Genomic DNA, 14,506 nt, shown 5'->3' on the forward strand with positions numbered 1-14,506 from the left:
TTCACAGGCGTGTTTGTTCTTATTGGCCGTTTGGTATGAGAGAGACAGGGTGCTTGACGTGGCTCAGGAAATGCTGAGTTTACCCGGGTTTCCTTCGCACTTTTTGGGCCAGTGTTCGCGATGACCGCAGAGGGGGGAGGGCGGCGGAGCGTTACACAGATGTCTCCAAGACCAGTGCAGAGCCGATCCCACCCGCCGCGGCGATTGTGCACAGGGCCGGGCCGGGGCGTCGCGTCAGCTCATGGAAGGCGCGGCAGACCAAGATGGCACCGGAGGCTCCAATCGGATGACCGCGCGACAGGGCGCCGCCTGACACATTGGTTCTGTCTTCGGGCAGGTGGCCCAGTCTGATGCAAGCGATGGCTTGCGCGGCATAGGCCTCCATCACTTCGATGGTGTTCAGATCATTCGGCGTCAGTGTGGAGGCGGCAAGCACGCGTTTGATTGCGGCGACGGGAGCCATTCCGGGCACTGCCGAATCCGCACCGACGCTGGCATGGGCGCGGATGGACACCGCATGATCCGCCAAGGCACGCATGTCATCGGAAACGACAAGACAAAAAGCCGCCCCGTCCGCCTCCACCGCCGTTGCGGCGGCACTGACCGAACCAGATAAGCTTTTGGAACGACTTGCGGTTTTTAAGGTCAATCTGCGCGTAAAGGCGTCCTGGTCAACGTCTTGGAGCGAAACAATTTCGGTCCTCAGAACATCCCGCGCCGCCAAGGCCTTGCGATGGCTTTCGATGGCAAAATCATCCTGTTCCTGCCGCGAAAGGCCCAAATTGCGCGCAAGATGGTCCGCAGCAACGGTCAGGTCCGGGTCCTGTTCGGGAAATGGGCTGAAGGGAGGGCGGGTGTAAAATCTCGGCGCACCGTCCTGACCGGGTTGCGTTGCGCGCAGCGGGCGCTGCGAGAAGCTTTCGCTTCCTCCAGCGATGACGGCGCGGGCAAACCCGGCATCGACCCAAGCCGCGGCCATCGCAATCGCATCAAGCCCCCCGGCACATTGGGCGTCGATGCTGAGGCCCGACACATGCCCAAGACCCGAAAACAACGCGGCCATACGGGCGGGATTGCCACCGCCGCCCAGAGCGTTTGCCAGAAAGAGTTGCCCGATGTCACCGGGATTCAGGCCGGTATCGCGCAACAGTGCGGCGATGACAGGTGCGGCGAGCTCATGCGGCTGCAAGGTTGAAAATGCCCCCTCACGGGGTACGACTGCGGTGCGGCGGGCTGCGATGATCACGGCCATGGCTGGGCCTGCGTCATGGCTGCGAGATCCGGTTTCCCCGAGGCCAACAGGGGAAACTGCGCGGTCAGGATGATCTTGCGGGGCACCATGGTCGCGCCGAGGGCGTTGGTGATTTCCTGGCGCAGCCATGCGTCATCGGGGGGAGTCGTGGCGCCCGTTTCGATATAGGCGACCAGCACATGCCCGCGTCGTGCGTCGGGCCATGTGGTCACGGCCGACAGGCGGTCCGGCAACAGTGTGGCCAGGAGTGTTTCAAGCGCCTCGGGGTGGACGTTACGATCTGCGATTGTGACCATCCGATCACGCCGCCCCATCAAGAAAAGATAGCCGTTCTCGTCAAGGCGTCCGATCTCTCCGACTGTCATGCCCTCGTCATCTCGTCGCGTTGCGGCACTGTCGCCATCGACGTAATGATCGAACAGATAGGGGCTTTGCACCCAAACCTCGCCCACACCGTCCTGCGCCGCGCGGATGTCGAGCGTCACACCGGGATAGGCGCGGCCGACCGACCCGGCGGGTGTCTGCGCGTCGGTCAGAGTCACGAAACTGGTCTCGGAGGCGCCATAGAATGCACGAAGCTCCGCGCGGGGGAACATCTGCGCGACATGCGTATGGGTCGCCTCATCAAGGTGCCCGCCACCGCACAGCACGACACGCACCGAAGGGGCAGGGGGGCCGCTCAGCATCCGCAGTTGCGTCGGCGTCGCATAGATCACGCTGATCTGATGACGGTTCAGCTGTTCGATCTGTGCTTTGGGTCGTAACCCGTGCAGCAGGTGAAGACCAAGCCCGTAGTGATGGGATTCAGCGATGCCGTAAAGCGTCAGGGAATGGCTCAAGGCCCCAAAAACCGCCGCCCGATCGCAAGAGGCGAAGGCGAAGAGTGCACGGTTGACGGCGAAACTTGCGGTCCATGAGCTTCGGCTGCGCCGTATGACCTTTGGCTGTCCCGAGCTGCCTGAGGTACAACATTCAATGGCCTCCCGGCCCGCGATCTCCAGAACGAAGGGGGGGCGAGGTTGCACGCGAAAGGATTGACCGGAGGTGAGACAGGTCAGCAGGCGCCGCAGGGCCGTCGCCTCATCGCTTTCGGTATTGTCCCGAAGCCGCCTGTCTCCAAGATAGGCCTCAACTGCGCTCATCGCGGTGATCTTCCTCGAAGCCATGGAATGTCGCGTAGTCCTCAATCGGCGCGCGCTCTGTCCGGAAAGCATTGACCGGGGCCTGTGTATCCGGTCGGCCAAGAGCGATCCCGCAGACCACGATGTCGTCCTGCGCCAGACCGAGTGTCTGATGCGTCAACCGCCCGTGATTGGCCAGCGCCCCGATGCCGCAGGTGCCGTAGCCCATGCTGTGCGCATGGAGCATCAAGGCCATCAACGCCATGCCCAGATCCATAAAACAGCCCGCGCCCATGTTGCGATCAATGGTCACAATGATGCCGACAGGAGCATCGAAGAACCGGTAGTTCTTGGCAAACTGCGCCTGCCGTCCGGCGATGTCACGCCGTTCGATCCCCAAGGCATGGTAAAGCGCATACCCGGCCCTGCGTTGCCGCGCGCGCAGATGGGGTGGCATCGGATTTGGGAAATAACTGTATTCGGAGGACTCGGGCGGGTTTTGGGCAACATTGGCAAGTGCCGCGCGCAGCCGGTCAAGCGGCGCGCCGGTCAATACATGGAACCCGCCGGGCTGTAGGTTCGCGCCACTCGGGGCGCGCCGCGCGGCGGCAATTATGTCACGCAGATCGGCCAAAGGCACCGCATCCGGCAGGAAGGCGCGGCAGGAGTTACGCTGTTCGAGAAGCTGAAAGACAGGGTTGCTCATAACGGGGGCAAGGGCCTTCCTCGGCAGTTCATTGTGACAGCACACCCCTGTATCTATTGAGGCGACGTTCCCTTGTCCAGCCTGTGCGCCTCACCCAATTGCGGCACTTGACCAACGCTGCGGTGGGCGAGAGAGGACGTGCGCCGGGTTGGCGCGGCCGTGGTCGCCCGAAATGAAACCTGCGAACCGTCGCGGATGCCCCTGTTTTGGTCAGGCTCTATGCGGCTGTGACGTCTTCGGATAACTCCCGCAAATGACTTGCAATTTCCGGGGCAGCAAAGCGTTGGATGGGCATCATCTGATAGCAAATGCGAATGCCGTTTTCATAGCGTGCCTTGATGGAAACCATCGTCCCCGTTTCAGGCATCGAGAGCCCTCCAACCAAAATATCCAATCCACAGGCATAGGCGAGATCGCCGTGATCACTACACCAAATAACGGCGGTATGTGTGCCAGGATCGGACCAAAGAACGATTCCGTCCATAATTGAAACCTTTTGAATTCATGTTATCCGTTGAGCATATACTCGTATCATGAGCAGAAAGCGCAGAACATTCGGCTTTATGTGTCATGATACGATCCTTCTGACGCTGTTTGGCGTCAAGCGGACAGCGTAGCCAAAGATTTTACACAAAACTGTATCAACCAACCCCATTTTTGCGCATACTCTGTGTCATAAGGGCGGTTTTTCATTTGATACAAAGTATTCGCCACGCCCCGAGAAGCGCGCAGCTTTGTTTTTCAACAGAATGCAATCTGAGGGGGGCCATGACGTGAAACAGGATGTATCTCCTGCTCAGCTGAGGCATGTTTTCGGAGAAAATTTAACGCGTCTGTCGGAACGCGCCACCTCCGTCTCTCAGCTGTGCCGCGACCTTGGCATCAATCGTACGCAATTCAATCGCTATCTCAAAGCCGAAGCGTTCCCGCGCCCGGATGTGTTATATCGCATCTGTCAATATTTTGATGTGGATGCGCGGATTTTGTTAGATCCTTTGGACAGCCTGACATCGCAAGCTCAAAAAGGCGCTGCGGTGCGCGAGCTTTCGGGGTTTTTGGGCGCATTGAGCGAGGTGGGGGTCTCGCCTGCGGAACTGCCAGACGGGCCCTATCTATACTATCGGGTGTCCTATTTTGACGCCAGCGCGCTGAGTTGCCATTTGTTCACGCTCAAGCGGGATCAGATGGGTGTGATGCAAATCTCGGGCTTTATCTCGCGTATCGCCAGTGAAAGGGTCGGCTTTGGCAAAGCGATGCCGATGCGCCGCTATCGCGGGATCGTGTTTCGTCAAATGCTTGGGTTTTCTTTTATTTCGGCGATGGACCGTGTGCCATTGATGAATCTCGGCGGGTTTGAACCAAATTATCTTGGCAATCCCAGGTTCCTGTTCGGCAGCGCCATTTCGACCCAAGATGTGCGCGCGCCTTCGCCCTTGCTGTTGGAGCGGCTCGAACCGAGTTTGGCGGTGATGATCCGGCGGCGGCATGACATTGGCATTCATCCGCGCAGAGGGTTTCCGGCTTTGGTGCGCGGTTATTTCGACAAACATGCGCCAATGAGATAGGCAACAAGGACTATTTAGGCACAGACACAGCAGAGCCATAACGTCTATTGTGCGTGTTCTGTCCATTTGTGATCTCAAAATACCACATAAAATTATAGATTTTCTGCTGATTACGCTCGCATTGACATAGCGCATACACCGCGTCGCTGAACGGGTCTAACATTTACAGATAGGAATAAGTTGAGTGCCGCATGGGGTTCAGGCCATGCGAGAGGGGGATGTTATGTCGGTTTTTCGAACTTTGGTACTGAGTACAGGGATCGCTGTTGGAGCGGTTGTTGGCGTGCAGGCCAGTCAGCTTTACACCTGTGAAGAGGCGACAAATGTCGGCTTCTACGGTGATTTCGTTTACCATTTTGATTTGAAGCGTGGCGACGCCATCACCGTGGTCGAGGCCTTGGAGCGCATAAATGTCAATGTGCAATCCGCATACAGTTTGGCAGTGACCTCACCGGAGGGGGCGTATCAAACGGCCTTGCCACATACCTATGTGGCGCAGTCGGATGGGGAGGTGACGCTCAGTGTCACCTTGGTGCCATCGGGGGCGGTGCCGCTTGGCACGGCCAACTTGCGCGCCAGTGCAAGCTGTGTTCCGGGGGCCGGGCTTGACGCTGATGCTGGCGCAGGAGCCAAATTGGGGCGGATCATGGGCACAACCCAAAACCTTGCCATGCACAATGCCCTTGATGGGGTGGCCCAGAACCGGTTTGGCGGCCATGCCGATACGGTCGCTGTTAGCCGTCAGGGCGGGTTCGCCACAGGCGCAATCGAGGGCACAGGCGTGACCGTTTGGGGCTATGCCGAAGGCCGCAGCTATTGGGGCGACGACGATGGGGCATCTTATGATCTGGTGATCGGCGCCGACCGGATGATGTCCGACACGCTGTTTGTCGGCGCGATGCTGGGCTATAATAAAATTGACGTGGATGGCAGTGACGATACCGGCAAGGCGCTGGCATATGGGCCGTATTTTGGGCTTGAGACCGGTACGCTTCGCCTTGATGGTTTCCTGACCTACGCCCGGCCTGAGTATGAAATCGGCGGCGAAAGTTTCACCGCCAATCGTCGTGCCCTTGGTCTGGCGATGTCGGGGGACGTTCCGCTGGCCTCTGGCATCTTGTCGCCCTTTGGTCGTTTGACCGCCTTTGACGAACGTCAGCGCGCCTATGGCACGGTTGCCGCCGAGCATATCCAAAACGCCCGCCTGTCGTTGGGGGCGCGGATGGAATTTGCCGAGGTGAACGGCATGACCCCTTATTTCAGCGGGGCGGTTGAGGCAGTGAGCCATAAGACCCGCGCCGAGGGCAGCAGCAGCTTTGTTGCGCCACGGATCGGGGTTGGTTTTGACAGCGAAATGGCCAATGGCATGATGCTATCGGTTGATGTGGATGCGGGCAAACAGGCCGAAGGCACGTATGACGCCGGGCTGCGGATTGGCCTGTCCAAATCCTTCTGACGCGGTCCTATTTATCATAGAAAAGGGCCCTTTTGGGGGCCCTTTTGTGTGTTTTTTCGTCGCGGAGGGGGCTTAGTCTTTGCCGCCCCGGCCCAACGCCGCCACACCCGTGCGCGCGGTTTCGATCAGGCCCAGCGGGCGCATCAGATCGGCAAAGGCGTCGATTTTCTCCGAGGTGCCGGTCATTTCAAAGACAAAGCTCTCCAAGGTGCTATCGACCACATTGGCGCGGAAAATTTCCGCCAGACGCAGCGCTTCAATACGTTTTTCACCGGTGCCATGCACCTTAAACAGTGCCAGTTCGCGCTCGATCGACGGGCCTTCGACGGTCAGGTCATGCACATCATGAACCGGCACGATGCGCCCGACCTGGGCTTTGATTTGTTCGATCACATCGCGGGTGCCGGTGGTGACAATGGTGATGCGCGACAGATGCCCCGCATGATCGACCTCGGCTACGGTCAGGCTTTCGATGTTATAGCCGCGGCCCGAAAACAACCCGACCACACGGGCTAAAACGCCCGCTTCGTTGTCGACCAAAACGGCCAGCGTGTGTTTTTCAATCACCTCGGCGTGGTAGTCGCGAAGGTCATAGGCGGAATGGCTGGTGGAGCCTTGTTGGATGCGTAGAGCAGACATGTGTTCTCTCCCTTAGCCCGCACAATTGAGCGTGGCATCGAATGTGTTGATCTCACCGCGTTTCGCCAACGTGCGCACGGCACAGCCGGAGGCGGTTTCAATGGCGGCACGGGCGGCCTCTTCAAGCTTGGCGAAATTAAGCCGCCCCATGTGATAATTTCTGGCCACGGCAGTGTCGCCCATGACCTCAACGGCAAATGTGAACCCGTCTTGCGAGACCTCGGTGGCCTCGCCCGACAGGCACCCCGCAAGCCCCCATGTCGCCACCAGGAGGGCGAGGGCGGAGCGCAGTGTTTTCATCAGCCGTTTCATCGGGTTACACCAAAACCGCGCCGTCGGACATGATCGCGCCCTCGGTCGAGGCCTCGCCCATCAGCATTTCGTTATGGGCCTTGCCTGACGGGATCATCGGGAAACAGTTTTCGTGTTTCTCAACGAGGCAATCAAAGATCACCGGGCCATCGTAGTTCAGCATCTCCATGATCGCGTCATCGAGATCGGCAGGGTCCGAACAGCGGATGCCTTTGGCGCCAAAGGCTTCGGCCAATTTCACAAAATCGGGCAGACTTTCGGACCAGGACGAGCTATAGCGTTCGCCGTGCAGCAATTGCTGCCACTGGCGCACCATGCCAAGGCGTTCGTTGTTGAGGATGAACTGTTTGACGGGCGCGCGGTATTGCATCGCGGTGCCCATTTCCTGCATGTTCATCAACCACGACGCCTCACCCGCGACGTTGATCACAAGGCTCTCAGGATGCGCCAGTTGCACGCCGATGGAGGCGGGGAAACCGTAGCCCATGGTGCCCAGACCGCCCGAGGTCATCCAGCGGTTCGGATCTTCGAAGCCCAGGAACTGTGCTGCCCACATTTGGTGTTGGCCGACTTCCGTGGTGATATAACGGTCCATGTCCTTGGTCAGCGCTTCAAGGCGCTGGAGGGCATATTGCGGTTTGATCACCGTGTCGGAGTTCTTGTAGCTCAGACAACGCACCTCACGCCATGTGTCGATCTGCTCCCACCACGCCTTGGTGATGGCGGTCTTGCGGCCGCGCGATTTCCAGACCTTGAGCACATCCTCCAACACATGCCCAACATCGCCCAGAACCGGCAGGTCCACGCGGATGACCTTGTTGATCGAAGAAGGATCAATGTCGATGTGGATCTTCTTGGAATTCGGGGAGAAATCCTGAATCCGTCCGGTGATCCGGTCGTCAAACCGCGCGCCGATGTTGATCATCAGATCACAGCCATGCATCGCCATATTGGCCTCATAGAGACCGTGCATCCCGAGCATCCCAAGCCAGTTTTTGCCCGACGCCGGATAGGCACCCAGACCCATCAACGTGGAGGTGATCGGAAAGCCCGTGGCCTCGACCAATTCGCGCAAGAGCTGCGAGGCGGCTGGGCCGGAATTGATCACGCCACCGCCGGTGTAAAAGATCGGACGTTCAGCCTTTTCAAGCATTTGGACGATGTTGTTGATGTCCTCGATCGAGGCTTTCATCTTGGGCTGGTAATGGCTGACCTTGGCCTTGGCCGGGCCAACATAGGTGCCGTCAGCGAACTGAACATCTTTCGGCAAGTCGATCAGCACCGGACCCGGACGGCCCGATGTGGCAACGTGGAACGCCTGATGGATGGTTTCGGCCAGTTTGTCGGTGTCTTTGACCAACCAGTTGTGTTTGGTGCAGGGCCGGGTGATGCCGATGGTGTCGGCCTCTTGGAACCCGTCGGTGCCGATCATAAAGGTCGGAACCTGACCGGAGAACACGACCAAGGGGATGCTGTCCAAGAGCGCATCTGTCAGCCCGGTGACCGCATTGGTCGCGCCGGGGCCCGAGGTCACCAGTGCGACGCCGGGTTTGCCGGTCGAGCGGGCATAGCCTTCGGCGGCGTGGATGGCGGCCTGTTCATGGCGCACCAGGATGTGTTTGATGTCGTTTTGCTGAAAAATCGCATCATAGACGGGTAGGACCGCGCCCCCCGGGTAGCCAAATACCGTGTCCACACCCTGATCCTTCAGGGCCTGAACCACCATTTCCGCTCCGGTCATTTGACGTGTCATCTTACTCTCCGTCTCACAAATCAATCTGTTTCAGGCAATAAAAAAGCCCCCGTTTTGGCGGGGGCGCATGGGAACCTATATGGTCAACCGTCACCGGCCCATGCGCTGTTGTCCTACTACTACAAGAATGCCGTTCATGGCGTGGATCCTTTCGGGGTCCTTTATTGCTGTGCAGCGAACATTATGGTCGTGGATGCAGGGCGTCAACCATAAAATCGGCATATTGATTAAACAAAGTGTCGTAGATCGATGGTATGTTGAAATAAAGTTGCGACTTTTGCGGGTTTAGGCGGGGATTGCGAAATCATGCTCACAAATCATGGGACAAAGTGTCGGGCTCTGGCGGTGGTGCGGCCATAAAGTCGTCATGGGTGTCGGGGTCAAAATAGGCCTCGCCATCGTTCAAAATCTCCCGCCACCAATCAATCGTGTCATCAAGGGTTTTGCGTGGCATCCCGCCCATCAGGCTAAAGGAAAAATCAAACAGCAAATCGCCATCCGCATCGACCGAGGCTTTGCCAAAACGGTACTCATAGTTGAAATCGTTCACCACAGAGAGATCGGTGATGTAGTCGCCGCCATCGAAAAAGGCGGAAAACGTGGCGCTTTTACAATCGGTTGTACCGTCGCAATCGTAGAAATAGAGGCTGTATTTTTTGCCGTCTATCCGGCCGCGAAACATTGCGATGCCGTCGCGATCGGTGTCGCGTTCGACCGAACCAAAGCCCCTGAGCAAGGACTCGATCTCGTCCAAGGTGCTGAAATCCAACATCTGATCGGCGCTGGCGGGGGCAGGGGCCAAGACCCAAAGGGCCGCGCCAAAGGCAAGGCTGTGCGACAGCGCACGCAGGGAAAGCGGTAGGGAATGACGGACAGCGGCGAACATCGGCATGAGCTAAAAGCCTCTTGGGTAAAATCACCGCAATCTTAACCGGGGGCTTTGGGGGCTGGCAAGGCGGGCAGGCGATGCGCCGCAGGTGTTGCACCCCGCCGGAACGTCTCGGTCCCGGCGGGGCGGTTTCACGACAATCAGGCGGTGAGGATGATTTTCATCGCCTTTTCACGCGCGGCGTTGCCAAAGACCTCATAGGCCTCGATGATCTCATCCAGTTTGAAGCGGTGTGTCACCAACCGCCCCGGATTGACCTTGCCGGTGCCCAGCGTTTTCAACAGCATCGGCGTGGTGTTGGTGCTGACCAGCCCCATCGAGATGTTGATGTTCTTGATCCAAAGGTCTTCGATATGCAGCTCGACCGAGGTGCCATGCACGCCGACATTGGCGATGTTGCCGCCTGCGGAGACGATTTTTTGGCAAATATCAAAGGTTGCAGGCACGCCCACGGCCTCGATGGCGACATCGACGCCAAGACCGCCGGTCATCTCCATGATCTTTGCAATCGCATCTTCGCTGCCGACATGGATCGTATCGGTGGCGCCGAATTCTTTGGCCAATTCCAACCGCGCTGGGTCCATGTCGACCATGATGATCCGACCGGGTGAATAGAATTGTGCCGTCAACAGAACCGACATGCCAACCGGGCCTGCGCCGATGATGGCGATGGTGTCGCCGGGTTTGACGTTGCCATATTGCACGCCGATCTCAAGGCCTGTGGGCATGATGTCAGAGAGCATCACCAGCGCCTCTTCGTCGGCACCTGCCGGGATCGGGTAGAGCGAATTGTCGCCATGGGGAATGCGGACATATTCGGCCTGTGTGCCGTCGATCTTATGGCCAAGAATCCAACCGCCATCCGAGCAATGGGCGTAAAGCTGACGCTTACAATTGGCGCATTTGCCGCATGAGGTGACGCAAGAGATCAACACCGCGTCGCCGGGTTTGAAATTCTGTACCGCGGCGCCGACCGCTTCGACAATGCCCACGCCTTCGTGGCCAAGGGTGCGACCCGGGGTCACGGTGGGCACATCGCCTTTGAGGATGTGCAAATCGGTGCCGCAGATCGTGGTCTTGGTCACTTTGACGATCACGTCGGTGGGTTTTTCGATGCCGGGTTTGTCTTTTTCAGTCCAGACTTTCTCGCCTGGGCCTTGATATACGAGTGCTTTCATCTGTGTTTCTCCTCCAGAAGTCTACGACAGTGTCGTTGCGTGAGACGAGCGAACGCCTATGCGCGGCACGTGTCGGACAGGAGCCTAACTGGACTGAGAGCGAAGAGTAGACCGCAGTATACCGTAGCCTGATCCAGTTCGGAAATTCCGGTTCGAAATCGGAAGCGGACTGCGCTGCACTGCCGAAACGGGGTGGTTTGGGAGGCGGTTTGGTTATAGTATAACGTTTCGATTTGTCAGACACTGCGGCTCAGGGACAGTGCACAGAGGGGGAGGGCAGACTCAGGTGCGGCGATTGCGCAGCGTGTTGGCGGGGGTTTCCCCGAACCGTTTGCGATAGAGCGCCGTCATTGCCCCAAGGTTCACATAGCCCCGCGCGCGGGCAATGCTGGTCACGGTTTCGCCCGGCTGGGCCAGTTGTAGCGCCCGGCGCAGGCCATCCAGCCGTTGTGCGGTGAGGAACTCATGCGGGGTGATGCCACGAAACCGCCGAAACCCGTCCGAGAGGCTGCGCGCGGTGATGCCAAGCTGGGCGGCAACCTCGCCAATGGTTGGTGCGCGGGCGGCAGTGTCTTGCATCAACCGTTCGGCTTCGCGGACATAATGTGGCGCGGCGGCGCGCGCACCCGTGTCCAGATTCAGCCCGGCACAGTCCGCCCAATTGCGCAGCAGATCAAGACAGAGGGTTTCTTCGATGCGCCGTTCGATAAATGCATCCGCAATGCCGTCATGTTTGGCGTCAAGGGTGCGGGTGGCGTAATCCAAAAGCGACAGCCATGCCGACTGCCCGGCGCCAAAGATCAACCGATTTTGCCAAAGATCATCCTCGGGTACAAAACCGTACCACCGCGCGGCGGTTTCCTCCATCAGCGCATGAGGGATGGTCAGGTTGAGCTGTAAATCATTGCCATCGGCAAGGTTCCAATAGCTCGTGCGGCTGCAATCGACGACATAGCTGTCGCCCGGACGGGTATCGACGGCGTCATTGCCGTTGAGCGGATGACGCACCGAGCCACGCAGCGTGTTCACGACGATGATATTGCCGGAGCTCGGGTCAAAATCATCGGTTTTTGTCGGGGTGCCAAAACAAAAGCGGCTAAAGGTGATCTGTCCGATTTTGAGATTTCGGATGGTGGCATTTGGGTCCATGCCGCGGGTGAGGGGGCGGGTCGACAAGGGCATATAGGTCGTGGCGCAAAACGCGTTCACCACCGACCAGTCGCGGGTTGTGGTCAACTTATCCTGCAACAAAGGCGCGCCGCGCCGGTCCTCCAAAAGAGCCGTTTCCAACATGCCGGATCCTCCCAGTCCTGCGATGTCACGGTCCGTGGCTTAGGGGGGACCCCATTGGACGCCGATCCCGTGTCTTGTCCGTAGTCTTGGGCAAATTGTGCCGAAAGCTGAGCCGTGCGGCAAGAACAATCCATGTGCAATGTGTTGAATGGGGCCGAGGGCGCGGCGGGGGCAGGTCCGGTTGGCGTGGCCCCGGCGCGCAGATCTGCCTAAGGTCGCTGCCGTAAGGTCAAGGCGCGGTTTCATCATTTTGTCGTCTGGCTGTCATCGCTTTGTTGCCGAATATCGGCACCTGTGGCCCGGACGCGAGCGCGGGGGTCTTCGACGCCCCAAGACGTTTGCGCAGATAGAGCAACATTGACTGCACTGGAGCCAAAAATGAATGATCAGGATTTCACCGATCTCTCTTGGGATGAATTTGACGAGATGCGCGACCCGCGCCCGCAGGACAATGGCTTTGACGCCGTGGTCGAGCGTGCCATTTCGCGTCGTGGGTTCCTGGGCGGTGCACTGGCCTTTGGGTCGGGCGCTTTGGCCATGGGAGCGGGTCTTTTGTCCTCCACCACTGCATCGCGCGCCGAAGGCATGGGCTTTGCCTTTAAACCGATCGACATCGCGACCGACCACACCATCCATGTGCCCGAGGGCTATCAGTGGAAAGTGCTCGCACGTTGGGGCGATGCGTTGTTCTCGGACGCGCAAGATGCCTATTCCCCGGACACCGGCGTTGACGTGTCGAAATCCGACCGCGTCTTTGGTGAAAACACCGATGGCATGGAACTGTTCACCGATGGTGACAAGCAAATCATCGCGGTCAACTCCGAATATGTGAACCCGAAAATCAACCTGCCCGCTGCCTCTGAAGGCATGCCGCAAAATGCCGACGAAGTCATGTTGCTCAAAAACATGCAAGGCGTGACCGTCATGGAAGTGGCGGACATGGGCAACGGTTATGAGATCGTTGTGGACAGCCCCTACAACCGCCGCATCACCCATGAGACCCAGATGACCATGGACGGCCCGGCGGCGGGTTCCGATCTGGTGAAAACCAATGCCGACCCCGAGGGCATGTCCCCCAAAGGTACGATGAACAACTGTGGGTCCGGCAAGACGCTTTGGGGCACTTACCTGACCTGCGAAGAGAACTTTAACGGTTATTTCGGCGCCACTGGCGAATATGATGTGACCGACGAATTCAAACGCTACGGCATCGGCGGCGAAGGTCGCTACGCCTATGAAAAATTCGATCCGCGTTACGATCTCTCGAAAGAGCCGAACGAGCCGCATCGTCATGGCTGGGTCACCGAGATCAACCCGCTTGATCCGGCGTCCACCCCGATCAAACACACCGCTTTGGGTCGCTTCAAACACGAAAACGCCGAAATGGTTCAGGCCGCCGATGGCCGTGTCGTGGTCTATATGGGCGACGATGAGCGTGGCGAATTCATCTATAAATTCGTCTCCAATGGCGTGTACACCGAGGGCGGTTCCACCGAGGGCCTCCTTTCTGACGGCACGCTCTATGTCGCCAAATTCAACGACGATATGTCGGGCGAATGGTTGGCTTTGACGCCGGAAACAACCGGCATGTCGATCGAAGACATCCTTGTCTTCTCCCGCATTGCTGGCTCCAAAGTCGGCGCGACCACGATGGATCGCCCGGAATGGGTCGCCGCGCACCCGTCCAAGGTGGAGGCCTATTGCGCCCTGACCAACAACAAAAACCGTGGCGTGAAACCGAACGCCGGTGGTGACGACACCCCGGTCGGTGGTCCGAACCCGCGTGAGAGCAACAACTTTGGTCAAATCGTGCGCTGGATGCCAGCGGGCGCGGATCACGGTGCAGATGCGTTCACATGGGACCTCTACGTCATGGCCGGCAACCCGAGCGTCTACGACAACGCCTATGCCGGCTCCAAAAACGTCACGGCGGGCAACATGTTCAACTCGCCCGACGGCATGGCCTTCTCGTCCGACGGTTACCTCTGGATCCAGACGGATGGTGACGACAGCAACGAAGGCGAGTTCGAAGGCCAAGGCAACAACCAGATGCTGGTTGGCAACACCGAAACCGGCGACATCGGCCGTTTCCTCACCGCTCCGAACGGCGCTGAGGTTACGGGCCTGTGCTGGTCTGCGGATAAAAAGGTCGCCTTTGTGGGCATCCAACACCCGGGCGGCTCCTGGCCGGACGGCGCGGGCAAACCGCGCTCTTCGGTGATTGCCGTGTGGCGTGAAGACGGCGCGCTGATCGGGTAAGCGGTTCCTCTAGGGTATCAGGCCTAGGATCGAAAGGGGGTGCGGTGAAAACCGCGCCCCTTATTTTTTTGGGGATGATTTCT

Annotated in this window: 13 protein-coding genes; 3 read left to right on the forward strand and 10 right to left on the reverse strand. The window is 58.6% G+C overall.

What is annotated here, in order from left to right; genetic code table 11:
- Window positions 1-151: 151 nt before the first annotated feature.
- From B30_RS08350 to B30_RS08365, 4 genes are all read right to left on the reverse strand, one after another.
- Window positions 152-1,252: a thiolase family protein gene (locus B30_RS08350; RefSeq protein ID WP_009571607.1), complete on the reverse strand. Its 1,101-nt coding sequence runs from the start codon at window positions 1,250-1,252 to the stop codon at window positions 152-154.
- Entirely contained in the window at window positions 1,243-2,394 is a 1,152-nt protein-coding gene (locus B30_RS08355) for an AMP-binding protein (RefSeq protein WP_009571608.1), read from the reverse strand. Before B30_RS08355 ends, B30_RS08350 begins: the two co-directional genes overlap by 10 nt.
- On the reverse strand, window positions 2,381-3,079 hold the full coding sequence (locus tag B30_RS08360) for a nitroreductase (RefSeq protein ID WP_009571609.1): 699 nt from the start codon (window positions 3,077-3,079) through the stop codon (window positions 2,381-2,383). Before B30_RS08360 ends, B30_RS08355 begins: the two co-directional genes overlap by 14 nt.
- Before the next feature lie 217 nt (window positions 3,080-3,296).
- Complete coding sequence (locus tag B30_RS08365; RefSeq protein WP_009571610.1) at window positions 3,297-3,563, reverse strand: hypothetical protein; 267 nt, start codon at window positions 3,561-3,563, stop codon at window positions 3,297-3,299.
- A 289-nt stretch (window positions 3,564-3,852) separates the two neighbouring features.
- On the opposite strand from B30_RS08365, the gene B30_RS08370 reads away from it, so the two are divergent.
- Both B30_RS08370 and B30_RS08375 read left to right on the forward strand, forming a co-directional pair.
- Window positions 3,853-4,644, forward strand: a complete 792-nt coding sequence (locus tag B30_RS08370) for a helix-turn-helix domain-containing protein (protein ID WP_232616909.1) — start codon at window positions 3,853-3,855, stop codon at window positions 4,642-4,644.
- Window positions 4,645-4,867: 223 nt separating this feature from the next.
- Complete coding sequence (locus tag B30_RS08375; RefSeq protein ID WP_009571612.1) at window positions 4,868-6,100, forward strand: autotransporter domain-containing protein; 1,233 nt, start codon at window positions 4,868-4,870, stop codon at window positions 6,098-6,100.
- Between the two features lie 72 nt (window positions 6,101-6,172).
- Here the strand turns inward: B30_RS08375 and ilvN are convergent, their stop codons facing one another.
- The 6 genes from ilvN to B30_RS08405 all read right to left on the reverse strand — a co-directional run bounded on the left by ilvN (window position 6,173) and on the right by B30_RS08405 (window position 12,164).
- On the reverse strand, window positions 6,173-6,739 hold the full coding sequence (ilvN, locus tag B30_RS08380) for an acetolactate synthase small subunit (protein WP_009571613.1): 567 nt from the start codon (window positions 6,737-6,739) through the stop codon (window positions 6,173-6,175).
- Window positions 6,740-6,751: 12 nt separating this feature from the next.
- Window positions 6,752-7,039 carry a hypothetical protein gene (locus tag B30_RS08385; RefSeq protein ID WP_009571614.1) on the reverse strand — a complete coding sequence of 96 codons (288 nt, stop codon included), beginning with the start codon at window positions 7,037-7,039 and terminating at the stop codon, window positions 6,752-6,754.
- A 16-nt stretch (window positions 7,040-7,055) separates the two neighbouring features.
- Window positions 7,056-8,804 (reverse strand): acetolactate synthase 3 large subunit, encoded by a 1,749-nt coding sequence (locus tag B30_RS08390; RefSeq protein WP_009571615.1) that lies wholly within the window; start codon window positions 8,802-8,804, stop codon window positions 7,056-7,058.
- A 310-nt stretch (window positions 8,805-9,114) separates the two neighbouring features.
- Window positions 9,115-9,696, reverse strand: a complete 582-nt coding sequence (locus B30_RS21340; RefSeq protein ID WP_009571616.1) for a YbjN domain-containing protein — start codon at window positions 9,694-9,696, stop codon at window positions 9,115-9,117.
- A 137-nt stretch (window positions 9,697-9,833) separates the two neighbouring features.
- Entirely contained in the window at window positions 9,834-10,871 is a 1,038-nt protein-coding gene (locus B30_RS08400; protein WP_009571617.1) for a zinc-dependent alcohol dehydrogenase family protein, read from the reverse strand.
- 282 nt (window positions 10,872-11,153) lie between these two features.
- Window positions 11,154-12,164: a helix-turn-helix domain-containing protein gene (locus B30_RS08405; protein ID WP_009571618.1), complete on the reverse strand. Its 1,011-nt coding sequence runs from the start codon at window positions 12,162-12,164 to the stop codon at window positions 11,154-11,156.
- 378 nt (window positions 12,165-12,542) lie between these two features.
- On the opposite strand from B30_RS08405, the gene B30_RS08410 reads away from it, so the two are divergent.
- Complete coding sequence (locus B30_RS08410; RefSeq protein WP_009571619.1) at window positions 12,543-14,423, forward strand: PhoX family protein; 1,881 nt, start codon at window positions 12,543-12,545, stop codon at window positions 14,421-14,423.
- Window positions 14,424-14,506 lie beyond the last annotated feature (83 nt).

Origin of the sequence: Celeribacter baekdonensis B30, assembly GCF_000299875.1 — a bacterium.
GTDB lineage: Bacteria > Pseudomonadota > Alphaproteobacteria > Rhodobacterales > Rhodobacteraceae > Celeribacter > Celeribacter baekdonensis_A.